Raw genomic sequence first — 24,504 nt, 5'->3', positions numbered from 1 at the left:
TTTCGTACGCCAAGCGCTCGATCGCCATGACGGCGACCGACGCACCCGGCCGCGAATGCGCGCCGCACGCGCTCGAGGTTGCCGCACCAGTGCAACTCGGCGCTCGTGCCGTCATGGTGCAGACGCCATCTGGCCCGCAGCTCGATCTTTCCAACTGTCGCACTTGTCCACGTTGCGGAAGATGGATTGGCCCTCATGCGCGCGCTCCCAGACGCTCGACCCCGGCGGGTTTGCGCACCTTGGCGGTCATCTCGTGCATGGCCTTTTGGTGCGCGGCGATCTCCTGCGTCAGTTTTGCCTGCCTGACCGGATCGGGTTGAGGTTTTTGCCGCTCCCTGTCCAGTCGTGTCTGCGCCAACTGCATGCGCTTGTACGGCAGGTGCGTTTGCGCCTTGGCGTTGAAGCTCTCGGCCGTGTGGAACTGCACTTCAAACGCGTAGCCCTCGGCGTCGGTGAAGCTGGCATTGATGCCCCGGTAGGTGCCGTCTCCCGAGGTGAAGTAATTTTTCAGCTTCACGCACGTGATTCCTTGCCGACGCAGTGCGTCCTGTGCCGCCAGCACCTTGATCACGAAGCCCTCGGGCGGCAGCTCAAGCGCATAGCGCAGCGCATCGCCCACGCTCTGCGCGGCCTGTTCGGTAGTCATGCCGGCGCGTAGATGGCGCCGGATCTTGTCCTTGATCGAGGCGACCGATTTCTGGAACGGGGCCTGTTGCACCTGCTCGATCCGACCCTGCTTGGCGTCGTAGCGCACGTTGCCCCAGAGCCGCGCGCCCAAGCCTTCGGCCAGCGTGTCGAGCACCGGGGTCAGCGCCGCCTGCTTGCTTGCGGCGGTGTCGAACACAGCGGATGCCGACGATGGGTCTGCAGTGCCGGCAGCCTGCTCGGCGCCGGGCGTGGGCGTGGCGCTTGGCAACGCCGGCACGGTCTCTTCCTGCCAGTTGTCGATCTCCTCGCATCCTGGCGGCGAGGCCACGCGCTTGAAGGCCTCCAGTGCAGGCGCCTGCAGGGTGCGTTGCTCGGCCCGCGACGCCCCGCCAACCGCCAGCGCATGGGCGCGCTTGTACAGATCGTGGAAGCGCTCCTTGAGCGCGAAGGTCTCCGGCGTGTGGAACTGGATCTCCCACAGCGCACCCTCCGGGCTGCGCAGCGTGACATTGATGGCCTTGAAGACTGGCGGGTAATCGGTGAATTGATTGGTCAGCTTGACCCGTGCATGGCCCTCATCGTCCAGTGCAGCCAGCGTGGCGCGCAGACCGGCGGTGAAGTCCTGCGGTTCCAGCACCACGCTGTAGCGCAGCGCATCGTTGACGCCCGCCGCCGCTTCTTCCAGCGTCTGCTTTTTCAGTGCCACCCGCTGCTGGAGCTTTTCCTGCAACGAACCGTAGGACTTCAGTTGATGCTGCGTGCCGGCCAGTTGCCCACCATGGCGGGCGGCAATGCGCTGCAGCATGTCGGTGACCTGCGGCTCCATCTGGCGAGCGCGCTCGAGCAAGGCCTGTGCCTCAGCCGCAATGTCCTGCGGCTGCACGGCGCGCAGCCGCTCGGCCGGAGGCTGCGCGCGGGCGATCCAGCCGGCCTGCTGTAGCGCCTCCAGCGCGTCTTCCATGACGCCGGCGGCCATCGACGGCATGCGCTGCAGCAGCAGCTTGGTCTGTTCGGGATCGAAGCGCCCGTCCTGCATGGCCCGGGCGGTCGCCCTGCTGTATGGCGGGACGCGGACCCGCTCGGCGAAGCTGCGCTCGGACCGTTCGCAGGCCTCCACGATCTTGGCGAACAACGCCGTGCCGGTGTCGGACTTCAGCGCATCGGTGCCGACCTTGACCGCAATGGTGAACAGGTTGCGCATGGTCAGTTCCGGCTCGCCGGGGACCAGCCCGGGTTGCCCGGCCGGGAACTGCGCATGCGATAGCCGGCGCACCGGGTAGTTGTCCAGGATGGCGTGGATGCGCGCCTCGACGCCAGAAGCGGCCGCGTAGGCCTTGGCCAGGCCGGGAAACGCTTCGGCCACGGCCTCGGGCAACGCCGGCGCGGCGCTGTCGGCGGCCGGGTCCGTCTCAAGCGCAAGCAGCTGCGCGTGCAGCAATGCGGCCGCTTCCCGCGCTTCGGGCAGATGCGCGCGCTCGATCGCTTCGCGTGCCTGCACGCGCAGCGTGGCCAACACCAGCGGATCGCGGGCCGGCTCTTCGAGCAGCTCGCGCAAACCGTTGCGCAACTCGCGCTCGATGCCATCGTAGGTGCCGAACATCATCTCGCGCGCCATCGCTGCGCGCAGCGCGTCCGGTTGCGCCATGAAACGCGCCGCCAGCGTGGCCGCCGCCGAGGTGATGCGCTGACCGCGCTTGAGCGCCATGATCTCGGCCAGCCGCCCGGGCTGGTAGTGGCCGGTGGCCGGGTCGATGGCCGGCGTGGCGGTCTTCGGCGGCTTAAAGGACTTTTGCCGACCGAGCGTGGCCTTGCGGTCCATCACCTGCGAAATCAGCGCGGCCAGCTTGGGGTAGCCTGCGTAGATGAAGGCGTCGTCGCCGTCGGTGTCCATGTCGCGTTTGCGCAACTCGTCGATCGGCAGTGCGCCCAGGCGCCCAGGCTCCACGATGTCCTTGAGCCGCAGGCTGCCGGTGCTGAGGATGTCGCGCGGCAAGGCACCGCGGTCGCGGCCGTTGGTCCAGCACGACAGCGTCTTCAGATCTTCCTTGGAGCAGGCCAGGTCGGTGTCGGCAAACGCGGCCGGCCATTGCTTCTCGGGCACGACCACCAGCATGCCCTTGCTGTGCAGCATCTGCGGATCGACACCGGAGCGATCGTCGAAACCGGTGTAGCTGTACTGGATGCCGAAGCACTGCGAGAGGAACGCGGCGGTGGCGTCGCCCTTGGCCATGGTGGCGATGCGTTGCTCGGGCACCGGCAGCAGATTCTCCTTGTCGTAGGGGGGCTTGCCGAGCAGCAACGGGCCGCCGGCCAGGTCGAAGGCCTGGCTGCGCTGCTGCGGCAGATGCACCTTGTCGTCGGCCGACGGCACCGCCCGCACCCGCTGGCCCTGGTAGCCGCCGCTGATCAGCGGCCGGTACACCCACAACGGGTCATCGCCCGTAGGCTCCAGTGTCTGCAACCGGCCCTGCATCGCCGCGTGCGCCTCTTCCAGTGCCGCGGCATCGCGCGGGTAATGGTGCAGCGCCTGCGGTGGCATCAGCGAAGGGCCCTTGTCCTTGGCCACCAGGTCGCGCTGCTCCTCGGTGGCCTGGTTGGCCTGCACGGCGTGCCAGGCCTCGTAGTGCTTGCGGAAGGCCGGAATGGACAAGGCCACCTCCAGTTTCAGGAAACCGCAGCCATCGTTGGGGCACAGCGCCAGCGCAGTGCCATCCACCGCCAACGGCTTGAACGGATGCGCAGGGCCCTCGACGTCATCGAACACGCCCAGGCGCAGCGTGCCCTCCACGACATGGTCACTGGGCACCATCTCCAGCAGCGAGCGCTGCATGCGCGACCAGTCCTCGCGTTGCGGAGCGAGCTTGGCGGCCAACTGCATCAGGCTGCTGCCCGGGGCGGTGTCGGCATAGCGGAATGCCGGCAACAGCGACGCCGACTCCTTGCGTTGGGACATCACCAGACTGCTGCTGCCGGATTTGCTGCGCGCGGCGCGACTGCCGCCGAACAGGTCGAAGCGCCAGGGCTCGCCGTTGTAGTTGAACGTCCGCGCGAGCATGAAGGTCGATAGCTCACCAGGCAATTGAACCTCCACCAGCGGCAGCCCGGTCAGGCGCGCAAACAGCGAGTACGGCTTGTCCGATTCGGACCGATTGGTCGACAGCTCCTTGCCCACCAGATCGACCACCACATGGGTCGTGCTGCCGCGGCCCGGTGCCGGCGCCACCGGCCGACCGGGAACCGTGGACATGCTCAAGCGCCCACTGTCCAGGTCGAAGCGGGTCGGTGGATGGGCCTGGGTGATCGTCGGCGCTTCCTTGGCCATGCGCAGGTCCAGGGCGTCGAACACCTGCTCGCCGGCCTCGATCTGCGCGATCAGGTTCCAGCTCATCTCGCCCAGGTCCGCCTCGATCGCCTCGCGCGTGCGCGCCAGCGTCAGGTCCACCCACTTCACCAGCTCGTCGCGGCGCTGGCGCAGTTGCTTGCGCGGGCCGTCGAGATGGCGCGCTTTCCATTGCCGGCTCACCACCGCGTAGGCCTTGAGCACCTGGTAGAAGGTCAGCGCCGGGCAGCGTGTCGCATGTTCTTCGACGTCGGCCGACGCGCCCTCCTCGCCGCCGCGCAGATACAGGTCGATCTTGCGCGCGACGATGGGCTGCAACGCATCGAACACGCGCAATGCCTGGCCCCGATGGCGGGACCTGAGCTCCGGACTGCGGATCAGCGGCAACAGTCCCATGCACAGGCTGCCGACCCCCTCGAGGCTGGTCTGGCGTAATCCATCGTCCCCGATGAGGGCCGACACCCGCTCCAGCGCCGGCTCCCCCAGCGGACGCATCTGGCGTTGCAGCCGCGCCGATGCAAGGGCCTTGAAGAGCACGCCGATATCGGCGGCCGAGGCGGACGCAAACCGCTCGCGGTGCAGGTCCAGGTGACCGGCCATCGCCTGCAGCTTGGCGACACCCAACGTCTGGAACTGTTCATCGTCCTCATCGTCCAGCTGCAACAGCCGGGACATCGCGTTGGCCATCACCGCGATCCCACGCATCTGGAACTGCCGCCACGGCTGCTCGGCCGAGCCTGCGCGCTCGGCGAGCAGCACGAATGCCGACTGGCACGCCGGCCTGGCGAGACATTTGCTCAGCGCGTTGAGCGCGACGGCCACGCCTTGCGGGTCCAGGCCTTTGCGCAACGCGGCATCGTTGGACAGCCGCGCAGCCAAGAGGTCGGTGGCTGTCTCGCAGACGGGCGTGCCGGGCCATTTGCTCAGGGCATTGAGCGCTTGGCTCACGTTGATCGGGTGGAAGGCATGACGCAAGCGGGCATCGTCGGTCAGCCGCTCGGCCAGCGCGCTGGCGGCGGCCGCGCAGACCGGCGTGTTGGGCCATTTGCTCAGGGCGTTGAGTGCGTTGCCGACGCCTTGCGGATCCAGATCCCTGCGCAACCCGGGTTCGTTGGCCAGCCGTGCGGCCAGCGCGTCGACGGCAGCCGCGCAGACCGGCATCTGGGGCCATTTGCTCATGGCGTTGAGCGCACTGGCCACCCCGAGCGGGTCGAGCGCATTGCGCAACTCGGGATCGTCGACCAATCGCTCGGCCAGCGCGTCGACCACCTCGCCACAGACCGGCAGGTGCGGCCATTTGCTCACGGCGTTGAGCACTTGGGGCAGGTTGGAAGCGTCCAGCGCCGCGCACAGTTCGAAGTCGTCGGTCAACCGCTCGGCCAGCGCGCTGGCCGCGGCCGCGCAGACCGGCATGTCCGGCCATTTGCTCAGCGCGTTGAGCGCGCTGGCCACGCCATGCGCGGTCAGGGCGTGGCGTAACTCCGGTTCGTCGACCAATCGCTCGGCCAGCGCACTGGCGGCGGCCGCACAGACCGGCATGTTGGGCCATTTGCTTAGGGCGTTGAGCACGGTGGCCACGCCATGCGCGGTCAGGGCGTGGCGTAACTCCGGTTCATCGACCAACCGCTCGGCCAGCGCGCCAGCGGCGGCCGCACAGGCCGCGTTGTCGGGCCACTTGCTCAGCGCGTTGAGCACAGTCGCTACTTGCTGCACGTCGAAGCCGTCGCGCAACCAGGGATCGGCGGCCACCCGTGCGGCCAGCGCGCTGGCGGCGGCCGCACAGGCCGGCGTGTCGGGCCATTTGCTCAGGGCGTTAAGCGCGTTGGTCATTTCTCGCGCCTTGAGCGTGTCGCGCAACTCAGGCTCGCGTCGCTGCCGCTCGGCCAGCGCGCTGGCGGCGGCGGCACAGGTCGGCGTCTCGGGCCATTTGCACAGGGCGTTGAGCGCGGTGGACACTTGCTGCGCGTCGAAGGCCTTGCGCAACCTGGAATCGGCAACCACCCGTGCGGCCAGTGCGCTGGCCGCGGCCGCACAGACCGGCGTGCCGGGCCATTTGCTCAGGGCATTGAGCGCGTTGGCCATGTCTAATGGATTGAGATCCTTGCGTAACCCGGGATCGGCGGCCAGCCGCTCGGCCAGCGCACTGGCGGCAGCTGCACAGGCCGGCGTGTCAGGCCATTTGCTCAAGGCATTCAACGCATTGGCCACGTCCAGTGCATTGAAGGCCTTGCGTAACAGGGGATCGCCGACCAGGCGCCCTGCCAGCCTGCGGGCGGCGTGCGCACAGACCTCGGTGCCCGGCCATTTGCTCAAGGCATTCAAGACGTTGGTCACGTCTACCGGGCCAAGTTCCTCGCGCAGGTCGGGCTCGTCGACCAGCCGCCCGGCCAGCGCGCTGACGGCCTCGGCGCAATCGGCCATGTCGGGCCATTTGCACAGGGCGTTGAGCGCGACGACCACGCATTGCGCGTTGAGGGCCTGGCGCAACCCGGGCTCGTCGGCCAGCCGCTGGGCCAGTGCGCTGGCGGCGGCCGCACAGCTCGCATTGTCGGACCACTTGCTCAAGGCTTTGAGCGCGGTGGTCATCAGGAGCCAGTCGAGCGCCGCGCATATGTCAGGGTCGGTGAGCCGCTTGGCTAGCGCGCTTGCGGCGGACGCACACGCCGCGTCGTCGGGCCATTTGCTCAGGGCATGCAGCGCGGTGACCACTTCTTGCGGCTTCAGGGCCTCGCACACATCGGGCTCGCATGCCAGCCGCGCGGCCAGCGCGCTGCCGGCGGACGCACACACCTGGTCGTCGGGCCATTTGCTCACGCCACCCAGCGCCTGGGTCAGGTTGATCGCGTCGAGGGCCGTACACAACTCCGGCTCGTGGGCCAGCCGCCAGGCCAGTGCACTGACGGCCTGCCCACAGATCGGCGTATCGGGCCATTTGCTCAACGCGTTGAGCACGTTGGCCACGCCTTGGCGATCCAGGGCCTGGCGCAAATCGGGTTCGTCTAACAACCGCTCGGCCAGCGCACTGGCGGCCTCCGCACAGACCGGCGTATCGGGCCATTTGCTCAGCGCGTTGAGGACGTTGGACACGCCTTGCGGGTCCAGGTCCTCGCGCAACTCGGGATCGTCGGCGAGCCGCCTGGCCAGCGTAGCGACGGCGGCCGCACAGACCGCGTCGTCGGACCATTTGCTCAGGGCGTTGAGCGCATTGGACACGCCTCGCCCTTGCAAGGCCTCGCACAACGTAGAGTCGTCCACCAGCCGCCCGGCCAGCACGCTGGCGGCGGTCGCACAGACCGGCGAAGTGGGCCATTTGCTCAGGGCGTTGAGCGCTTGCCCCACATTGATGGGATCCAGGGCCGCGCACAACGCGGGCTCGTCGGTCAGCCGCCCGGCCAGCGCACTGGCGGCAGCCGCACAGACCGGCGAATTGGGCCATTTGCTCAGGGCGTTGAGCGCATTGGTCAGTTCTTGCGGACTGAGGTCCTTGCGCAACCGGACCTCGTCCGCCAGCCGCTCGGCCAGCGCGCCGACGGCGCCTCCACAAACTGCCGTGTCGGGCCATTTGCTCAGGGCGTTGAGCGTGGTCGCCACGCTCTGCGCATCCATCGCATAACGCAACCGGCTGTCGCTGGCGACACGTGCGGCGAGCCGATGCGCCGCGTCCTGGCAATCCGGATGATCGGACCACTTGCTGAAGGTATTGAGTGCCAGGCTGATATTCTGCGCACTCAGAGACTGCCGGGCTTGGTCATCACGCAGCAGGTGACGTGCCACACGCGCCACCGCGCGTTCACACCGACCGCTGTCGGTATTTTTTGCGAAGGCGTTCAGGAGCAGGGCGGACGGGTAGCCAGCTAGCCCCCGCAGATCATCGGCCTGATCGACTTGCCCGGCGATCCACCCAATTGCCTCCATGCACGCGGGCTGGTGCGGGTGCTTGCTCAGCTTGTTGCCCACATGCGCCAGCTGCTTCAGCGATGCGCCTTCGAACCACCCGGTCTGGTAGAGGTACTGCGCCGCAAGCTCGGTGCAACGACCAAGATCGCGCGAGGTTGCTCCCCTGGCGCGCTGTGCATTGGCAACCAGCTGGAGGTATTTGTCGAGCCGATTGGCGTTGACTTGCGCATGGAGACTTTCTTCCAGGAAGGGCAACGCCATCTCGCCGCGCATGCAATGCGCCAGCTCGTTGTCGTATGCCATCGACACGCACAGGCTGGCGTTGTGATTACGCCCGATTCCATGGAGCTCGCTCAACTGCCGCTGCTGTTGCTGTCGCTGCGCCTGTAGCCGTTTTTGTGCCGCCGCGTCCAGCTGCTCTTCGGCCCTACGCAGTTCGGATGTCAGCCTGGTGCCATGGACTGACCGCTTTGACTGCCGAGCGGGCTCTTGCTCTTCGCGCGATCGTTTTCCTCCGATTCGGTCGGGTTGCCGTTCGCTCGGTCGAACATTTTCCCGCGCGTCCCAACCATGCTGCGTCGGTCGTTGCGGCCGACGATGCGACGAAGAGGCGCCGACGTCGGCGCTCACCTTGTCCGGGTACCGCTCGGTCTCGATGCACTCGTTTTTGACGGTCGCCGGCTGCCAGTGCCGAAAGCGCCCGTCGCGTGCACCTTCGCTGGCATCGCGTTGCTCTTTTTTACGGCACTTGCCGTCAAGGGCTGCCTGTCGCGCGTCGATGCCCCTGGGTCATCCGACTCCATCCTCCGCCGTTTTCTAGGCGGCAGTCCAAGCCGTTGATGCGTGCCGCTAGTGCTGGCCGCTGCCTGATCCTTCGTTAGCCTGGGCTTTTCTTCATGAGCGAAAGGCGGGTTTGTGCGGAACGCATTTGGATTGGCGGCATGGGTCTTCATGCCCGAAATTTTTAGTCAATCTACCCGCGAGCGACTTGTTCGATACGAAGCATCGACGACGTGTGCGACGCGCGCTGCGCGTTGGGCCGATGGCCCCAACGCATTGAAGGATTGAACGTATGGGATGCAGCACGCCGGCGCGGCGACGTGCTGCGCAGCCGTCAAGCACCGTCTTCGGGTGGTTATGCACGATTCGATGTTTTTCCATCCTAATCCAGCCGAACCTCGCCTCGACCTGACCACAGCGACGGCGCGCGGGCACTGTCATTGCAGCGGTGCGTTTTTCGGCCGATATCAGGGCATGCACCCGTCGACGACCACCGCTACCATCATCGGCATCTCCCTGCGAGGGAATCAGCACATGTCATTTGGCAATGACCGGCAGCGCGCGTCTTGGAGCGCAGCTTGAAAAAGATGCGTCGCTGCCGCCTACAATCGGGGACATCTGTCGTGTCCGGATCTTCGCGCATGTCCGTTTTGCCGTTCCTGATCATCGAAACCGGGCAGCCCGTGCCGGAGATGAGGCGATACGGCCGTTTTCCGCACTGGATCCGCGTGGCGGCCGGGCTGGCCGAGCAGGAAACGGTGGCCATCGACGTGGCCAATGGCGACGCGCTGCCCGATCCGGCCGACTTTGCCGGCATCATCGTCAGCGGTTCGGCGGCCTTCGTCACCGACCGCGCCGACTGGAGCGAACGCAGTGCCGAATGGCTGCGCCATGCCGCCCATCAGGGCATGCCGCTGCTGGGCATCTGCTACGGGCACCAGTTGCTGGCGCACGCGCTGGGCGGCGAGGTCGACTACAACCCGGCCGGGCGCGAATCCGGGACCATCGCGCTGGAGCTGCACCCGCCGGCTGAGCAGGATCCTTTATTCGCAGGGCTTCCGCCGCAGTTCCCGGCCCATGCCACCCATCTGCAGACGGTCGTGCGTGCCCCGGATGGCGCCATCGTGCTGGCGCACTCCCGGCAGGACCGCTGCCATGCCTTCCGCTGGGGCCGGGCCACCTGGGGCGTCCAGTTCCACCCCGAATTCGCCACCCACCATATGCGCGGCTATGTGCAGGCGCGTGCCGACTGCATCGCCCGCCACGGGCGTTGCGCCCGCACGGTCGCCCGCGAGGTCACCGCCGCCCCCATCGCCCGCAAGCTGTTGCGCCGCTTCGTGCATCATGCACGCCGGTTGCAAACCGTGAGCGCTCGTCCCGCCGCGCACACGTAAAAGCAGCGATAATCGCGTGACGCCGGATGGTCCGGCGCGCGTATCGATCCGGAATGGGAATGAGCGAAATTCGTAAGGTGCCGGCATCTGCCGGCGCAGAGTGGCTGTTGACCGGTTTCTCGCTGTTGAAGCGGGCGCCGCTGGCGCTTGGCTCGATGGGGGTGATCTGGAGCGTGGCCGCCTCGCTGGTGGTGTCGCTCTCGGTGCTGGTGCCGCTGTTGGGTCCGGCTCTGCAGTTCCTGCTGGTGCTGGCGGGGCCATTGTTCATGGGCGGCCTGCTGTGGGCCATCCGTGAAGTGGACGAAGGCCGCGTCGCCAAACCGTCGCATCTGCTGCACGGCCTGCAGGACGGCCGCGCGCCGCATCTGCTGGTGTCGCTGCTGCCGCAGCTGATCGCCGGCCTGCTGCTGGGCGTGCTGCTGCTGGCGATGATCGGCGCCAGCGGGCTGCAGCAGTTGTCCGAAGTGATGGTCAAGATCAACCAGATCAGCCAGTCCGGCGCGCAGCCGGATCCGGTGCAGATCGAGCAGCTGGCCGCCAGCCTGCCGGCCGGGCGCATCCTGCTGTGGCTGCTGCTGACCATCGCCACCTTCGCGGCAATGACGCTGGCGCTGTTCGTGATGCCGCCGCAGGTGATGTTCGACCGCAGCACCGGCGGCCACGCGCTGCGCGAAAGCCTGCGCGCCAGCCTGCACAACCTGCCGGCGATGCTGGTGTTCTTCGTGCTGGCCTTCATCGCCATTTTCGCGATCTATTTCGCGGTCATGATCGTCGCGCTGATCGTCGGCCTGATCGCCGGCCAGACCGTGGCGATGTGGCTGGCCCAGCTGCTGCTGATGGCGGTGCTGATGCCGGTATTCGCCGGCTCGGTCTACGCCGCATGGAAGCAGATGTTCACCCACGACGGCGCCGCCGCCCAACCAGCCCCGCCATCCCGGCCGGATGTGTTTGCAGCTTGATCTTGCGAGCCTTAGGAGCGCACTTAATCGCGATCGCACGTTGCATGGAAAACCGATTGCGCTGCGTGGATGTTGCTACCTGCCTCGCCTCTTGCGACGCACATAAGAGGTGCGTACCAACAGCGTGAGAAAGAAACTCGGCAAGATCAAAAACACAAGACCGACGATCCAGCCGAACAAGTGGGCAACTGCCCTCGCTGCTCCATCGTTGGGGTTGAAGGGATGTTCGTAGGACCACGCGACTGACAGAGACGTCAGGCGCCAGCACAGTAAGGTGCCAAGAGCGAGTACCAGCATCTGAATCAGCAGACGGAACCTGCCTGCTGTATGCAATGAACCTGAAAAAATGCCGGTGGCGATGCCGATAAGGACCCAAGGCAAGTCATAGGGATTCTCCATGACCGCGACGATAAGTCCGGATTGTGGGGCGACAATGAAGTCAGCAAACGTCGGCTGGCTGAATTGAAGGCCCCGCCACGCTAGGGAAGGTCTGAACAACGCGATCGGAGGATGTGGTAAGCCATATCGGTCGCGGTGACCGCGCTCAGATCCTCGGTTTTTCGCCGTTTTTGGCGCTTTTTCGGGGTATCGTCCCGATTACGGGCGCACCTACCCCGCGGCGGTAATGAACTCTTTGCGCTTCAGCCACAGATTCGACAGCGCAAACAGCATCAGCATCTGTGCGGTGTTCTTCGCCAAACCGCGATAGCGCACCTTGACGTAGCCAAACTGGCGCTTGATCACCCGAAACGGGTGTTCCACCTTTGCACGCAGGCTGGCTTTTGTGTGCTCCCAGCGCTTGGCCAACTTCAGTTCGCGCTTGTTCTTAATCTGCTTCAGCTTCGAGGGCTTCTCCGCGATCAGGTAGCGCAGTTTGCGCTTGCGCTTCATCTCCTCGCGTTTCTCAAGCCCGGTGTAGCCGCTGTCCGCGCACAGCGTGTCCTCCTTGCCGTGCAGCAGCTTGTGCGCTTGTGTGATATCGGCCACGTTGGCCGCCGTGCACTCCACGTGGTGCACCAGCCCGGAGTCATCGTCCACCCCGATGTGCGCCTTCATCCCGAAGTAGTACTGGTTGCCCTTCTTGGTTTGGTGCATCTCCGGATCGCGCTCGCCATCCTTGTTCTTGGTCGAGCTGGGCGCAGCGATGATCGTGGCGTCCACGATCGTCCCGCCGCGCAAGCTCTGCCCCTTGCGCGACAGGTGCGCGTTGACCCGATTGAACAGCTTGCGCGCCAAATCGTGCTGCTCCAACAGATGGCGGAAGTTGAGAATCGTCGTCTCGTCCGGCACCTCATCCAGCCCGCCGATCTTGGCGAAACGGCGCATCGACACCGTGTCGTACAGCGCTTCTTCCGCCGATGGATCGCTCAGTGCATACCACTGCTGCAAAAAGTGGATGCGCAGCATGGTCTCCAGCCGATACGGCTGTCGCCCCGGCTGCCCCGACTTCGGGTAGTGCGGCTCGATCAGCGCCAGCAGGTCCTTCCACGGCACGACCTGGTCCATCTCGGCCAAGAACACCTCACGCCGCGTCCGCTTGCGCTTGCCGTTGTACTCCGCGTCGCCGAAGGTCAGCTGCATCGAAATCGTCTACTCGGGTCGTTGATCGATTGTGGCAGATCACGATGGATTGTTCAGAGTTTCCCTAGAGGCCTGAGCTGTTAGGTGCCAAGCCTGTTATTGGCAAGCAAGCGCGCCAACACGTTATAACCAACGTCTGCCAGCTCCGCCTCAGGCACTGATGCCAAGTCGCTGAGGCAACCAGAAGGATAGTCGTTGAAGGTAAAAAGGCTCTCGGATACCCACGTGCCAGGCCCGTGACCTTTGCGGACGTCATCGAGAATCACCCTCAGCGAGCCGTCGGGTAACTCAGCGAGACTGCACAGAACAGCCATGTCCCTCACGGGCGCTTTCTGTGAGCTTTCCATGACATCTAGTTTTCCTTCGGCCCTACCGCACGAGACGCAATGATGCCCAGCTCGTAGAGCAGGCACATCGGGATGGCCAGCATCAGCTGCGAGACCACGTCCGGCGGGGTGAGCACGGCAGCCAGGATGAAGATGCCGACGATGGCGTAGCCGCGGCCTTCGCTGAGCTGCTTGGGGCTGACCCAGCCCAGCAGCACCAGAATCACCAAGGCCACCGGCAGCTCGAAGCTGGCGCCGAAGGCGAAGAAAATGGCCAGGACGAAATCCAGGTACGAATTGGCATCCGGGGTAATGGCGATCACATCCGGCTTGAACGTGGTCAGGAAGTGGAACACCGCCGGCAACACAAGGAAATAGGCGAACGCGCAGCCGATGTAGAACAGTGCGACCGCCGAGGCCAGCAGTGGAAACGCCAGCTTCTTTTCGCGCTGGTACAACCCCGGCGCCACGAATGCCCAGGCCTGATACAGCAGCCACGGCACGCTGAAGAACACCGCCACGAAGAAGGTCAGCTTGAGCGGAGCGAAGAAGGCGCCGGCTGGATTCATCGCGATCATCGTCTGCCCCAGCGGCAGTTGCGAGATCAGCGGTGCGGCCAGCCAGGAATAGATCGCCCGCGAAAACGGCAGCAGGGCCAGCAACACCACGCCCAGGCCGATCAGCGCGCGGACTAGGCGAGCGCGTAATTCGACCAGATGCTCGATCAGACTGCTTTCGGCCTGTGCGTCGTCGAACAGGCTCACGGCTGTTTCTCCTGGATCTTGGCTGGCGCGTTGGGTATCGACGCGGCCGGTGTGCCCACATCGACTGGCGCGACGGCGACCGCCTCGGGCGCGCTGGCAAGATGCGCGGCGTGCGGCGCGGGCACTCTCGTGTCGTGGGGAGCCGGGACCAAGGGTTGCTGCGGCGCTGGCGCAATGGGTTGAGCCTGCGCGATCACCGGCGCGGTGTGTGCAGCTCCAGCCGCTTCGGTTGCGCCTGCTGCCGTATCGACATCGGGGCTGGCAGACAACTCCGCATGCGCCAGTTCCAGCGGCGTTGCCACCGGCGTGGCGCTGGCGCGGATGTCGATATCGCGGCCGACGTCCTCGTGCAGCGCGCGGGCGCCCTGCTCGACCTGCTGCTGCGTAGTGCGTAGCTGGTCTTCGGCCTCGCGCAGCGAGGCTTGCACGTCCTGCAGGCTGCGCTTGAGCTCTTCGGCCTCGAGTTCGCGTTCGAGTTCCTGCTTGACCGAATCCCACTGCATTCGGGCACGGCGCACCCACAATCCGGCAAACCGGGCCGCCTTGGGCAAACGCTCGGGGCCGAGCACCACCAGGGCGACGACCGCAATGAGCGTCAGTTCGCCAACACCTATGTCAAACACCGACGCCGCTCCGGATCAGCGCGCGTCGCGGTCGCGTTCGGCCTGCGCCTCACGCGCCTGCTCGGCAGTGCGGGAGTCGTCGCCGAGCTTGCCGGCCGGCTTGTCGTCGTCGTGCATGCCTTTCTTAAATTCCTTGACCGCGCTGCCGAGATCCTTGGCACCGCTGGTGAGCCGCTTGGTACCGAACACCAGCAACACGATCACCAGCACGATCAGCCAGTGCCAAATGCTGAAACCGCCCATGATCTGCTCGCTTGCTTGAAAGATGGAACGCGCAGGATACCCCAGCGCACCGCGCAGGGGGATGACAGTGCGTCAGCGGTTGCCGTCTAGGGATTCGGTGTGGATTTCGCCCTCCGAAACCGGCTGGAAGCCTTGCTGGGCGGGCGGCGTGGTGCTGGGCTGCATCGGTACGGTGCTGGCTTCGCTGGCCGGCGGCGGCACGTTGGCCGGTTGCTGTGCCTGCGCCGGTGGCGGGGTCTGCGGACGCGGTGCCGGCGGCGCGCCATCGGCGGCGGCGTCGGTGCTGCGATTGGCGCGTGCGGTGTAGGTCGCCTCTTCCAGCCGGTCGCGGAAGGCGATCACATCGGTGGACGGACGTTCGTTGGTGCGGCCTTCGAAAATCATGCGCGGGGTCGCGCCGCTGCCGTAGGCATTGAGGTCGGCGGCATCGTCGATCTGCAGGACCGCACCATCCAGCGCAACGCCGGCGAACAGGCCACGGGCACGCGACCACGACCAGATTTCGGCCTTGAGCTGGCCGTCGGTGGCCGCGGCGGCGTTGCGCCCGACCGGGCCTGCGGCCACGCCGGCGTCGGCGCCGAGGGTGAACTTGCCGTTGACGATGTTGTCCAGGCTGCGGTCATTGCGGAACACCAGCACCACGTCGGACGATTGCACGCCGGCCTGGAAGCCGATGCTGCCGCCGGTGAGCTTGACGAACACCGGCTGCGACCAGCTGCCGTCGGGATTCTTCATCGACATCAGGCCGTGGCCGCGGCGGCCACCGATCACCAGGCCGGCCTTCAGCGTGTCGGGAATGACCACGATGGCGCGCGCCTCGTCGAGCAGTTTGTCCGGAATGGCCTGCTCGGGGATCTTCATGATCTCGGTCAGCACCCGCACCGCATTGCGTGCGCGCTGGTCTTCTTCCGGGCCGGCGACGGCATGGCCGGCGACCAACGTCAGCGACAACAACAGGGCCAGGCGCGACAAACGAGGCATGACAAGCTCCAAGGAAGAATCCGTTAAAGATAGCAATGCCGCGACGTTAGTGCCGGCGCAATGAATCGGTGGTGAGCGCAACCGGCATACAAGACAGGGCCGATCGCAGCGATCGTTGCGCTGTTGTCGGCAGCGCTGCCCGGCTCTGCCAGAATGGTGCGCATGAACACGACACCCGATACCGCCCTGCTGGTCGTCAACCTGGGCACTCCCGAATCGCCGACCGCCCCGGCCGTGCGCCGCTACCTGGCCGAGTTCCTCAGCGACCGCCGCGTGGTCGCGATTCCACCACTGTTCTGGAAGCCGCTGCTGTACGGGGTGATCCTGCCGATCCGCGGGCCGAAATCGGCCGAAAAATACGCCAAGGTGTGGTTGCCGGAGGGCTCACCGCTGGCGGTCTACACGCGCCGCCTGACCGAAGGCCTGCAAGCGGTCATGCCCGACTGGCACGTGGAATGGGCCATGCGCTACGGCGAGCCGGCGTTGCGCAAGACGCTGGAAGGGCTGCGCGCACGCGGCATCAAGCGCATCGTGGTGCTGCCGCTGTATCCGCAGTATTCCACCACCACCACCGCCTCGATCCAGGACGTGGTGGATGCGTGGCGCACCAGCGCGCCGGAGATCGCGGTGGAGGTGATCCAGGACTACTGCGCGGACGCCGGCTGGGTGGCCGCGATCGCCGAGTCGATCCGCACGCACTGGCAGGTGCATGGCCGCAGCGAGAAGTTGATGTTCTCCTTCCACGGCCTGCCGCAGCGCGTGGCCAATGCCGGCGACCCGTATCCGCAGCAGTGCGAACGCAGCGCGCAGGCCATCGTGGCAGCGCTGGGACTGGGAGCGGACGAGTGGCAGATGGGCTACCAGTCGCGCTTCGGCGCCGAACGCTGGCTGCAGCCGTACGCCGAACCCACGCTGTGGGCGTTGGCCGAAGGCGGTGTGCGCAGCTTCGACCTGGTCTGCCCGGGCTTTGCCACCGATTGCCTGGAAACCTTGGAAGAAGTGGCGCTGGGCTTTGCCGAAACGCTGGCCGAACGTGGTGCCACGCTCAGCTACATCCCCTGCCTCAACGCCAGCGACGCGCACGCGCACGCGCTGGCCGCCGTGGCGCGCCGCGCGTGAGGTTGGAGCCGTTTGCGTGCGACCTCGCCATCGGCCGGGTCACCGGATTGCGCAACCAAGATCGCGGCCCGCGCCGGGTGCTGGCCTTGCATGGCTGGCTGGATAATGCGGCCAGCTTCGTGCCGCTGAGCGCGCATCTGCCCGCGCAGGAGCTGGATCTGGTGCTGCTGGATCTGCCGGGCCATGGCCACAGCGCTTGGCTGCCGGTAGGCGCCGAATACACGCTCAGCAGCGCGATCGCCATCTTGTTGCAGGTCGCCGATGCCCTGGGCTGGCAGCGCTTCACCTTGCTCGGCCACTCGATGGGAGGCGGCATTGCCAGCCTGCTGGCCGCCGCTGCGCCCGAGCGCGTGGAAGCCTTGATCGCCATCGAGGCGCTGGGCGCACTGGCCGAGCCCGTGGAAACCACCGCCACCCGCCTGCGCGATGCCGTCGCCTCGGCACGCACGTTGGCAGAGCGGCCGCTGCGGGTGTTTCCGTCGATGGAGATGCCTGTGCGCGCGCGCATGATGGCCAACCAACTCACCGAACCGGCTGCACGGCTGCTGGTCGAACGCGGCGTCCGCGTGGTGGAAGGTGGCTACAGCTGGTGCAGCGACCCGCGCCTGACCCTGCCCACCGCCATCCGCATGACCGAAGCGCAGATCGACGTGCTGCTGGCCTCCATCGCCTGCCCCGCCCAGGCGATCTTCGCCACGCCCGCGCAGCCGTATTTCCCGGACGCATTGCGCGACCACCGCGTGGCGATGATGCGCGATGCACGCTTGCAGCTGCTGCCCGGCACCCACCACGTACACATGGAAATGCCCGAAGCAGTCGCGGCGGTGATCAATGGCTTCTTGGATGATGTGCGCCATGTGTGATGCGCAGAGGCGAATCGTGCAGGCGAACTAGACCCATGGCCGATGCTGCCCGTGTCGTGAGCGCACTTGAATCCTTCGATCGGTGGCATGCGCCGTGGACCTTTCTCCAGGCCGTGCGCGCCGCTGCCGACCTGGATGCAGGCGATCGCGTCCTGTTGGACCAGGCGTGGGCAGCGGCGTGTCACGCCGACCACTGGATGTCGGCGCGCACCCTGGACGCAGGCGTTGCGGCTGCAGAACACGCCCTGTCAAAACGCGTTGCCTGGCTGTCGCCGCTGGCCTGCCGGCAACTTGCCCGGGCTGCCTCCTACGCGTGGCGCTAGCGGCGTCTTCGCTGCAGCGTTGACCACTCGCTGATGCCGGCCGCACCGATCGCCCGTTGCTGTTGCCGCAGCCTTGCCACTGCCGCGAAGGCACGTCATCGCAGCCGCGCGCTACGCCTGGGTCACTGCGCCTGCAGCAGCCGCCGCAGCTGCGCCTTGAGCTGGCGGCCGTGTTCGTGAAAGTAACTGCGCTCTTCGCGCCAACTGGGAAAACGTTGCTCCACTTCGGCCCAGAACGCGGGCGAGTGGTTGGCCTGTACCAGGTGGCAGAGCTCGTGCACCAGCACGTATTCGAACGCGGAAGGGCGACCAAGCACCAGCGCCAGGTCCAACGCCATCGAGCCATCCGGTGCGAGCGAGCCCCACTGCGATGACATCACCTTCAGCCGCAGTCGTGCCGGTGCGCGCGGCAGGCCGGGCAGATAACCCGGCAACCAGCGACCAACATCGGCGCGCGCCTGCGCTTCGTAGAATTCCTTCAAGGTGCGGCGCAAGCCGGCATCGCCCACACGGGTGGGCACATGGAACTGCGCCCCGTCGTCGGTGATATCGATGCGTGCGTAGCGCCCTTCGTGCCAGCTCAACGGCAGCAACGCGCCGCGCAGCGGCAGTTGCCCGGGTACGCCACGCTCAAGCGCAGGAAACGCATCGACCTGCTGATACCGCGACAGCTGCGTGGTCAGCCAGTCCAGATGCGCATGCAGAAACCGTTCGCCGGAAATCAGGCTTGCGCGCAGCGGCAAGGTCAGCCGTGCGCCGCGCTCGTCGACGCTGAGTTTGATGCGTCGCGCACGCGGGTCGCGCACGCGCAGCACCGCGATATCGCGGCCGTCCAGCTGCACGTGCACGCAGTCGCGTTCGACAACCTGCGAGGGCGGAACAATCAGGCGGCGGACGGGCTTGAACATGCGCACAGGATACCGCCGCGATGTGTCAGGCGGTGAGACGCGTTGACTGCCGCACGCGGTGATGGCCAGACCGTGATCGATGCCCTGCCTGGGCGCGATTGGCCAACCGATGGATCAGTCGCAGAGCAGCCGATCTGCGTCGCGCCCGGTCCGTGTCCACCACCGTCGCAGGACACATCCCACGTATGCCCTTCACGAAAGCAGCGCAAGAACGCCTTGGCGCGGTGTACTGACCGCTGGCGGGACCGATGGCGGTGCGGATGCCGCCATCGACTCTCAGAGAGGGCTCACGGCGTGTCCTGCGCGCAGTGAGCCCACCGCACCGTCGACTCACCGCTTTTCACTCATGTATCGAATCGCGCCTGACAACGCCGCCACAGTTGGAAAACCGGTTACTCGGCCTTGCTCAACTTCAACGCGGTTTCCAGCAACAGGAACAAGCGGCGGATCTCGGCGCTCATCAACGCAAAGCGTGCGTCGAGTTCGGCGCGTGCGCCGTCGTCCTCGCTGTGTTCGAGCTGATCCAGGGCGCCGTCGAGGAACTTGAGCTTGCGAATCACCAGATCGTCGCCGAGCACGAACGACAGATTGTCGTCCAGCACCAGCGCCAGCTTGGTGACCTGCTTGCCGGCCTCCAGGTGCTTGTCGATCTCGTCGCCGCGCAGTTCCTGGTGCTGGCACTTGACCACCGCGCCGCCTTCGATCGGGTCCTTCATTTCGCACTCTTCGCCCAGGCTGAGGCCTTCGGGCAAGGGCTCGCCGGCGATCCAGCCGGTGAGAATGGCGCGCGGAGCCACTTCGGCATTGAGCGGCAGCGCCGGGAAGCTGCCGAGCGCGCCACGGATCTCGCTCATCACGTTCTCGCCGCTCTTGCGGCTGGAGCTGTTGACCGCGATGTAGCCGTGCTGCAGGTCCAGGATGGCGTCGGTGCGCGAACTCTTGACGAAGGCGCGCGGCAGCAGCTCATGGATCAGGTCGTCCTTGAGGCGCTTGCGTGCCTTGCCACCGGGGCGACGGCCTTCCTTTTCCTCGATTTCGGCCACCTTGCGCTCGAGCAGGTCGTTGACCACCGCGCCGGGCAGGATCTTGTCCTCGCCGCCGACGGTGAGCCACAGAAAATCTTCCAGACGGTGCGAGAGCACTTCCTGCTCGTCGCGGCCGAACGGCGAAATGAAACCGCGCGAACTCATTTCCAGCGGGCCGACCGGCTTGAGCTGCACTTGCGGCAGCAGCGTGTCGATCTCGGAGAAATCCAGCGTGGTGGGAAAACGGAACAGGGTGAGATTGCGAAAGAACATGCGTTGGACCGAAGAAGACAAACGTGGAGGTGGAAGACCGACGGCGACCGAACGGGCGCGTCAGTCGCTATCGTGTGTGCTGTCGCCGGCGGCGTGCCAGGCGGTGGGATCGGGCGCGCTGGCGTCGGAGCGGCGGCCCAGCGCCAGGAAATCGAACAAGGCGCGGTCGGCCAGTTGCTCGGGCCGTACGTCGCCCAGCGCGCGCGCAATCTGTTCCACCCGCCCCGGATGGTCGCGGTCCCATTGCTGCAGCATGCGGCCCACCTGCTGGCGCTGCAGGTTCTGCTGGCTACCGCACAGGTTGCACGGAATGATCGGGAACTGGCGCAGCTGTGCGTAGGCGGCGATATCGGCTTCGCGCACATAGGCCAGCGGGCGGATCACCACATGCGCACCGTCGTCGCTGCGCAGCTTGGGCGCCATCGCGGCCAGGCGCGCGTGGTGAAACAGGTTCATGAAGAACGTGGCAACGATGTCGTCGCGGTGGTGGCCGAGCGCGATCTTGGTCACCCCATGCGCCTGCGCGTAGGCGTACAAGGCGCCGCGCCGCAGCCGCGAGCACAGCGAACACATCGTCTTGCCGGCCGGGATCACCCGGCTGACCACCGAGTAGGTGTCCTGCTCGACGATGTCGAACGGCACGCCCTGCTCGCGCAGATAGCGGGGAAGCACCTCGGCGGGAAACTCCGGCTGCTTCTGGTCCAGGTTCACCGCCACCAGCGTGAACGGCACCGGCGCCTTGCGCTGCAACTGCAGCAGCATGTCCAGCAAGGTGTAGCTGTCCTTGCCACCGGACAAGCACACCATCACCTTGTCGCCGGCCTCGATCATGCCGAAGTCGGCGATCGCCTGGCCCACCTGGCGCTGCAGCCGTTTGCCCAGGCGCAGCTGATCGGACGGCAACCGCGGGCGCGCGGTGCGCGGCGCGGGGTCGGCCAGGGGTTGCGGCAGCGGCAGGACAGCGGTCATGAGCCGCCCATTGTAGCTGCCGGGGGGATTGGGGTTGAGACTTGGTCGTGAGGCCGGAGGTGGCTGCCCCCATCCGCCCTTCGGGCACCTTCCCCCGTGAACGGGGGAAGGAAGCAAGCCCTCGTCCAAGGGGGGAGCGCTTCCACCCAGCCCGTTTCCGTCAGTGTCCTCTGCTAGCGATCTCCTGCGTCAGTGCCCTCTCCTGGCGATCTCCTGTTCTTGGCGACTCCCTCTTGACGGTCCCGCCGCCCGTGCGGGCGCGCGGGTGCCCGCCGAAGAAGACGCGACCGTCCAATCGCTCTGCAAGTCCCCTCTCCCGCGCGCGGGAGAGGGTGCCCGAAGGGCGGGTGAGGGTCGTACGCCCCAACCCACCAGACATCACCGCACCCCGCCGCCACGCAACAGCTCGCATCTCGCAGCGCAGCAAGCCTTTCGGCGGCGGGCTGGGTAAAGTCTGCAAGACCGTTTCAGCTGGGATCGGCATGACACCTTCGGCTTCGCTATATGGCGCGGCTTTTTTCAGTCGGCTTTTTGATAGCGCTAACATTCTGTGCAGTGCGTAGCGGTACACGCATGCACAGATGCGCTGCAGCGACGCGGCGCCACTAGTCGTTGCGCGTGCCGGCGTCGCAGTGTGTCGATGCCAACCCCCTCCCCCATGACACCCCCTTTCTGCAGGAGTTCACCCCATGAGCAACACCGTGTACATCGGCGCGAAAGAATATTTCCCCGGCATCGGCCAGATCGGTTTCGAAGGCCGCGATTCGGACAACCCGCTCGCGTTCAAGGTCTACGACGCCAACAAGACCATCGGCGACAAGACCATGGCCGAGCATCTGCGCTTTGCCGTTGCCTACTGGCACAGCTTCTGCGGCAATGGCGCCGATCCGTTCGGCCCGGGCACGCGTGCGTATCCGTGGGATGTGGGCGATACCGCGTTGAACCGTGCCGAAGCCAAGGCCGATGCGGCGTTCGAGTTCGTCACCAAGCTCGGCGTGCCGTACTACTGCTTCCACGACATCGACCTGTCGCCGGATGCCGATGACATTGGCCAATACGAGAGCAATCTCAAGCACATGGTGGGCGTTGCCAAGCAGCGCCAGGCCGACACCGGCATCAAGCTGCTGTGGGGCACGGCCAACCTGTTCTCGCACCCGCGCTACATGAATGGTGCCTCGACCAACCCGGACTTCAATGTCGTGGCGCGTGCGGCGGTGCAGGTCAAGGCCGCGATCGAGGCCACGGTGGAGCTGGGCGGCGAAAACTATGTGTTCTGGGGCGGGCGCGAAGGCTATGCCTGCCTGCACAACACGCAGATGAAGCGCGAGCAGGACAACATGGCGCGCTTCCTCACCCTGGCACGCGATTACGGTCGCGCGATCGGCTTCAAGGGCAACTTCCTGATCGAGCCCAAGCCGATGGAGCCGATGAAGCACCAGTACGATTTCGATAGCGCCACCGTAATCGGCTTCTTGCGTCAGCATGGCCTGGACCAGGATTTCAAGCTCAACATCGAAGCCAACCACGCCACCTTGTCCGGCCATAGCTTCGAGCACGATCTGCAGGTGGCATCCGATGCCGGCCTGCTCGGCAGCATCGATGCCAACCGCGGCAACCCGCAGAACGGCTGGGACACCGACCAGTTCCCGACCGATCTGTACGACACCGTCGGCGCCATGCTGGTGGTGCTGCGGCAGGGCGGTCTGGCACCGGGCGGGCTGAACTTCGATGCCAAGGTGCGGCGCGAATCGTCCGACCCGCAGGACCTGTTCCTGGCCCACATCGGCGGCATGGACGCGTTCGCCCGCGGGCTGGAAGTGGCCAACGCGCTGTTGACCGCCTCGCCGCTGGAACAGTGGCGCGCCGAGCGTTACGCCAGCTTCGACAGCGGCGCGGGCGCGGACTTTGCCGCAGGCAAGACCACGCTGGCGGATCTGGCCAAGCATGCGGCCGGCAATGCGCCCCGGCAGATCAGCGGCCGCCAGGAAGCGTACGAAAACCTGATCAATCAGTATCTGACGCGTTGAGCATTGCCACTGCACGCGCTTCGCCTCACCTGGCGCGTACCATGACTGTCTGCATGGCGACGGTGGGCCTGCGACCACACTGCGGCGGCCAGCACTGGCTGCCGACGTGATGCGTGCTCACCAGACACATGAGCGCACACCGGCAATTTTGGTGTGTTGCATGCAAGCCTGCGAGGCGACCACATCCGGCTTGCGGCATGCAGTGGTCTGATCGCTACGTTTACTCGGCCGCATCGTCCGCTGTCGGTGCGGCTACCGAATCCCGCTTGACCAGCAGGTGCGCGACCACATGATCGACCATCCTTGCCGTACGCTCCTTGGCGCGAATCGTCTTCAGCAAGATGTCCAGCGCGGCATCGGCCATGGCGGCGATGGGCTGCTGCACGGTGGTGATTTCCGGCCACACCGCAGTGGCGGCAGAGGTGTCGTCGAACCCGACCACCGACAGATCGCGCGGCACATCCAGACCGCGCCGGTGCGCGACCGAGATTGCCGCGGCGGCCATGTCGTCGTTGCTGGCGAAGATGGCGCTGGGGCGACGTTTGCGCGCCAGCAACTTCTCCGCGGCGACCAGGCCGGATTTGTAGGTGTAATCGCCCGGCTGCACCAGGTGCCGATCCAGACGCAGCCCGGCGTCGGCCAACGCCGCCTGAAAGCCTTCGAAGCGCCGCGTGCTGGCCGACAGATTCGGATGCCCGGCGATGTAGCCGATGCGCGTATGCCCCTGTGCGATCAGGTGTTCGGTGATCTCTTTGGCTGCAGCGAATTCGTCGATGCGCACACATGCGACATCCGGGCTGAAATGGTTGGAGGCGATCGCCACCACCGGCACCTTGGCGCGCACCAACTCCAGCACTGCGGCCCTGGATTCGCACAACGGCGGCGGCAGGATCACACCGGCAACGCCCTTGGCGAGCTTGCGCGCCGCCTTGCGTTCGGCATCGGCGTCCAGGTCGTCCCAGCAGTCGATCACCAGCTGGATCGACGTACGCGATGCCACCCGCAACACGCCCAGCAGCAACTCGCGCAAGTAGGCGCCGCTGGGATCGCTGTAGATCAACGCAATCCGCGTGCTCTGCGCGGCCGCCAATGCGCTGGCGGCAAGATTGGGCGTGTAGCCGAGCTTGTCGACCGCGCGCATGACCCGTTCGCGGGTGGCATCGCGCACGCTTCCGGTGTTGTTGACCACGCGCGAGACCGTCATCGGCGAGACCTTTGCCAGCGCTGCCACCTCGTCGATGGTAGTCGCGCGGCTGGTGCGGCGGACCGATTTCCTGACCTTCTCCAAGCGTGGCCTCTTCAAATGCGTGCGAAAGCTGCGGGATGCACGGGCGCTGCTGCGGTAACGCGGACGCCGAGTGCAGGTATGCCGGTGCGAGCCATGGTACCGGGAAGCAGGCAGAGCGGCGATATGCGCCTGCCTGCGCCGGTGACGCTCGAGCATGCCGCATGAGCCGGTCT

Annotated in this window: 18 protein-coding genes; 7 read left to right on the top strand and 11 right to left on the bottom strand. The window is 66.1% G+C overall.

Annotation, left to right across the window (positions count from 1 at the left end; genetic code table 11):
• Positions 1 to 193: 193 nt before the first annotated feature.
• Entirely contained in the window at positions 194 to 8,515 is an 8,322-nt protein-coding gene (xopAD, locus tag ACCQ03_RS01195; RefSeq protein WP_342343468.1) for a XopAD/skwp family type III secretion system effector, read from the bottom strand.
• 791 nt (positions 8,516 to 9,306) lie between these two features.
• Here xopAD and ACCQ03_RS01190 point away from each other — a divergent pair.
• Together ACCQ03_RS01190 and ACCQ03_RS01185 are read left to right on the top strand one after the other, a co-directional pair.
• Positions 9,307 to 10,059, top strand: a complete 753-nt coding sequence (locus ACCQ03_RS01190) for a glutamine amidotransferase (RefSeq protein ID WP_039582685.1) — start codon at positions 9,307 to 9,309, stop codon at positions 10,057 to 10,059.
• A 59-nt stretch (positions 10,060 to 10,118) separates the two neighbouring features.
• Positions 10,119 to 11,018 carry a BPSS1780 family membrane protein gene (locus ACCQ03_RS01185; protein WP_057679939.1) on the top strand — a complete coding sequence of 300 codons (900 nt, stop codon included), beginning with the start codon at positions 10,119 to 10,121 and terminating at the stop codon, positions 11,016 to 11,018.
• 75 nt (positions 11,019 to 11,093) lie between these two features.
• On the opposite strand, the gene ACCQ03_RS01180 is transcribed toward ACCQ03_RS01185, so the two are convergent.
• The 6 genes from ACCQ03_RS01180 to ACCQ03_RS01155 form a co-directional block, all read right to left on the bottom strand.
• Entirely contained in the window at positions 11,094 to 11,516 is a 423-nt protein-coding gene (locus tag ACCQ03_RS01180; protein WP_372359839.1) for a hypothetical protein, read from the bottom strand.
• A 111-nt stretch (positions 11,517 to 11,627) separates the two neighbouring features.
• On the bottom strand, positions 11,628 to 12,599 hold the full coding sequence (locus ACCQ03_RS01175; RefSeq protein WP_150147813.1) for an IS5 family transposase: 972 nt from the start codon (positions 12,597 to 12,599) through the stop codon (positions 11,628 to 11,630).
• Positions 12,600 to 12,951: 352 nt separating this feature from the next.
• On the bottom strand, positions 12,952 to 13,689 hold the full coding sequence (gene tatC, locus ACCQ03_RS01170) for a twin-arginine translocase subunit TatC (RefSeq protein ID WP_057679942.1): 738 nt from the start codon (positions 13,687 to 13,689) through the stop codon (positions 12,952 to 12,954).
• The gene (tatB, locus tag ACCQ03_RS01165) at positions 13,686 to 14,312 is read right to left on the bottom strand and encodes a Sec-independent protein translocase protein TatB (RefSeq protein WP_209227478.1); all 627 of its coding nucleotides are present in this window, start codon (positions 14,310 to 14,312) and stop codon (positions 13,686 to 13,688) included. Before tatB ends, tatC begins: the two co-directional genes overlap by 4 nt.
• A gap of 15 nt (positions 14,313 to 14,327) precedes the next feature.
• Positions 14,328 to 14,555 carry a Sec-independent protein translocase subunit TatA gene (tatA, locus tag ACCQ03_RS01160; protein WP_003484969.1) on the bottom strand — a complete coding sequence of 76 codons (228 nt, stop codon included), beginning with the start codon at positions 14,553 to 14,555 and terminating at the stop codon, positions 14,328 to 14,330.
• 72 nt (positions 14,556 to 14,627) lie between these two features.
• Positions 14,628 to 15,536: a lipid-binding SYLF domain-containing protein gene (locus tag ACCQ03_RS01155; protein WP_209227476.1), complete on the bottom strand. Its 909-nt coding sequence runs from the start codon at positions 15,534 to 15,536 to the stop codon at positions 14,628 to 14,630.
• 153 nt (positions 15,537 to 15,689) lie between these two features.
• Here ACCQ03_RS01155 and hemH point away from each other — a divergent pair, with 153 nt between their 5' ends.
• From hemH to ACCQ03_RS01140, 3 genes are read left to right on the top strand one after another with little or no spacing between them, the layout of a single operon-like run.
• On the top strand, positions 15,690 to 16,655 hold the full coding sequence (gene hemH / locus ACCQ03_RS01150) for a ferrochelatase (RefSeq protein ID WP_057679945.1): 966 nt from the start codon (positions 15,690 to 15,692) through the stop codon (positions 16,653 to 16,655).
• A 2-nt stretch (positions 16,656 to 16,657) separates the two neighbouring features.
• Positions 16,658 to 17,518 (top strand): alpha/beta fold hydrolase, encoded by an 861-nt coding sequence (locus ACCQ03_RS01145; protein WP_057679946.1) that lies wholly within the window; start codon positions 16,658 to 16,660, stop codon positions 17,516 to 17,518.
• Between the two features lie 56 nt (positions 17,519 to 17,574).
• Positions 17,575 to 17,841: a hypothetical protein gene (locus ACCQ03_RS01140; RefSeq protein ID WP_237377062.1), complete on the top strand. Its 267-nt coding sequence runs from the start codon at positions 17,575 to 17,577 to the stop codon at positions 17,839 to 17,841.
• 122 nt (positions 17,842 to 17,963) lie between these two features.
• Here ACCQ03_RS01140 and ACCQ03_RS01135 read toward each other — a convergent pair whose 3' ends face one another.
• From ACCQ03_RS01135 to ttcA, 3 genes are all read right to left on the bottom strand, one after another.
• Complete coding sequence (locus tag ACCQ03_RS01135) at positions 17,964 to 18,749, bottom strand: YgjP family zinc-dependent metalloprotease (RefSeq protein ID WP_057679948.1); 786 nt, start codon at positions 18,747 to 18,749, stop codon at positions 17,964 to 17,966.
• Between the two features lie 392 nt (positions 18,750 to 19,141).
• Positions 19,142 to 20,047 carry a recombination-associated protein RdgC gene (locus tag ACCQ03_RS01130; protein WP_007974628.1) on the bottom strand — a complete coding sequence of 302 codons (906 nt, stop codon included), beginning with the start codon at positions 20,045 to 20,047 and terminating at the stop codon, positions 19,142 to 19,144.
• A gap of 60 nt (positions 20,048 to 20,107) precedes the next feature.
• Positions 20,108 to 21,016, bottom strand: coding sequence for a tRNA 2-thiocytidine(32) synthetase TtcA (gene ttcA, locus ACCQ03_RS01125; RefSeq protein ID WP_057679949.1), 909 nt, complete (start codon positions 21,014 to 21,016; stop codon positions 20,108 to 20,110).
• A gap of 689 nt (positions 21,017 to 21,705) precedes the next feature.
• Between ttcA and xylA the strand changes: the two genes are divergently transcribed.
• Positions 21,706 to 23,043, top strand: a complete 1,338-nt coding sequence (gene xylA / locus ACCQ03_RS01120) for a xylose isomerase (protein ID WP_209227474.1) — start codon at positions 21,706 to 21,708, stop codon at positions 23,041 to 23,043.
• 220 nt (positions 23,044 to 23,263) lie between these two features.
• On the opposite strand, the gene ACCQ03_RS01115 is transcribed toward xylA, so the two are convergent.
• Positions 23,264 to 24,283, bottom strand: a complete 1,020-nt coding sequence (locus tag ACCQ03_RS01115) for a LacI family DNA-binding transcriptional regulator (RefSeq protein WP_506185209.1) — start codon at positions 24,281 to 24,283, stop codon at positions 23,264 to 23,266.
• Here ACCQ03_RS01115 and ACCQ03_RS01110 point away from each other — a divergent pair.
• Positions 24,183 to 24,389, top strand: coding sequence for a hypothetical protein (locus tag ACCQ03_RS01110; protein ID WP_008577822.1), 207 nt, complete (start codon positions 24,183 to 24,185; stop codon positions 24,387 to 24,389). The genes ACCQ03_RS01115 and ACCQ03_RS01110 overlap by 101 nt on opposite strands.
• Positions 24,390 to 24,504 lie beyond the last annotated feature (115 nt).

Source organism: Xanthomonas sp. NCPPB 3569 (genome assembly GCF_041475645.2).
GTDB classification, from domain to species: Bacteria; Pseudomonadota; Gammaproteobacteria; order Xanthomonadales; family Xanthomonadaceae; genus Xanthomonas; species Xanthomonas phaseoli.
Note: the sequence above shows the minus strand (reverse complement) of the source record. Positions and strands in the feature narration are given on the sequence as shown.

Excerpts from the sequence above, each read along its gene's own strand:
- ACCQ03_RS01190 (WP_039582685.1), top strand. The coding sequence starts at position 9,307 with ATGTCCGTTTTGCCGTTCCTGATCATCGAAACCGGGCAGCCCGTGCCG.
- ACCQ03_RS01185 (WP_057679939.1), top strand. The coding sequence starts at position 10,119 with ATGAGCGAAATTCGTAAGGTGCCGGCATCTGCCGGCGCAGAGTGGCTG.
- ACCQ03_RS01175 (WP_150147813.1), bottom strand. The coding sequence starts at position 12,599 with ATGCAGCTGACCTTCGGCGACGCGGAGTACAACGGCAAGCGCAAGCGG.
- tatA (WP_003484969.1), bottom strand. The coding sequence starts at position 14,555 with ATGGGCGGTTTCAGCATTTGGCACTGGCTGATCGTGCTGGTGATCGTG.
- ACCQ03_RS01155 (WP_209227476.1), bottom strand. The coding sequence starts at position 15,536 with ATGCCTCGTTTGTCGCGCCTGGCCCTGTTGTTGTCGCTGACGTTGGTC.
- hemH (WP_057679945.1), top strand. The coding sequence starts at position 15,690 with ATGGTGCGCATGAACACGACACCCGATACCGCCCTGCTGGTCGTCAAC.
- ACCQ03_RS01135 (WP_057679948.1), bottom strand. The coding sequence starts at position 18,749 with ATGTTCAAGCCCGTCCGCCGCCTGATTGTTCCGCCCTCGCAGGTTGTC.
- ACCQ03_RS01130 (WP_007974628.1), bottom strand. The coding sequence starts at position 20,047 with ATGTTCTTTCGCAATCTCACCCTGTTCCGTTTTCCCACCACGCTGGAT.
- ttcA (WP_057679949.1), bottom strand. The coding sequence starts at position 21,016 with ATGACCGCTGTCCTGCCGCTGCCGCAACCCCTGGCCGACCCCGCGCCG.
- xylA (WP_209227474.1), top strand. The coding sequence starts at position 21,706 with ATGAGCAACACCGTGTACATCGGCGCGAAAGAATATTTCCCCGGCATC.
- ACCQ03_RS01110 (WP_008577822.1), top strand. The coding sequence starts at position 24,183 with ATGACCCGTTCGCGGGTGGCATCGCGCACGCTTCCGGTGTTGTTGACC.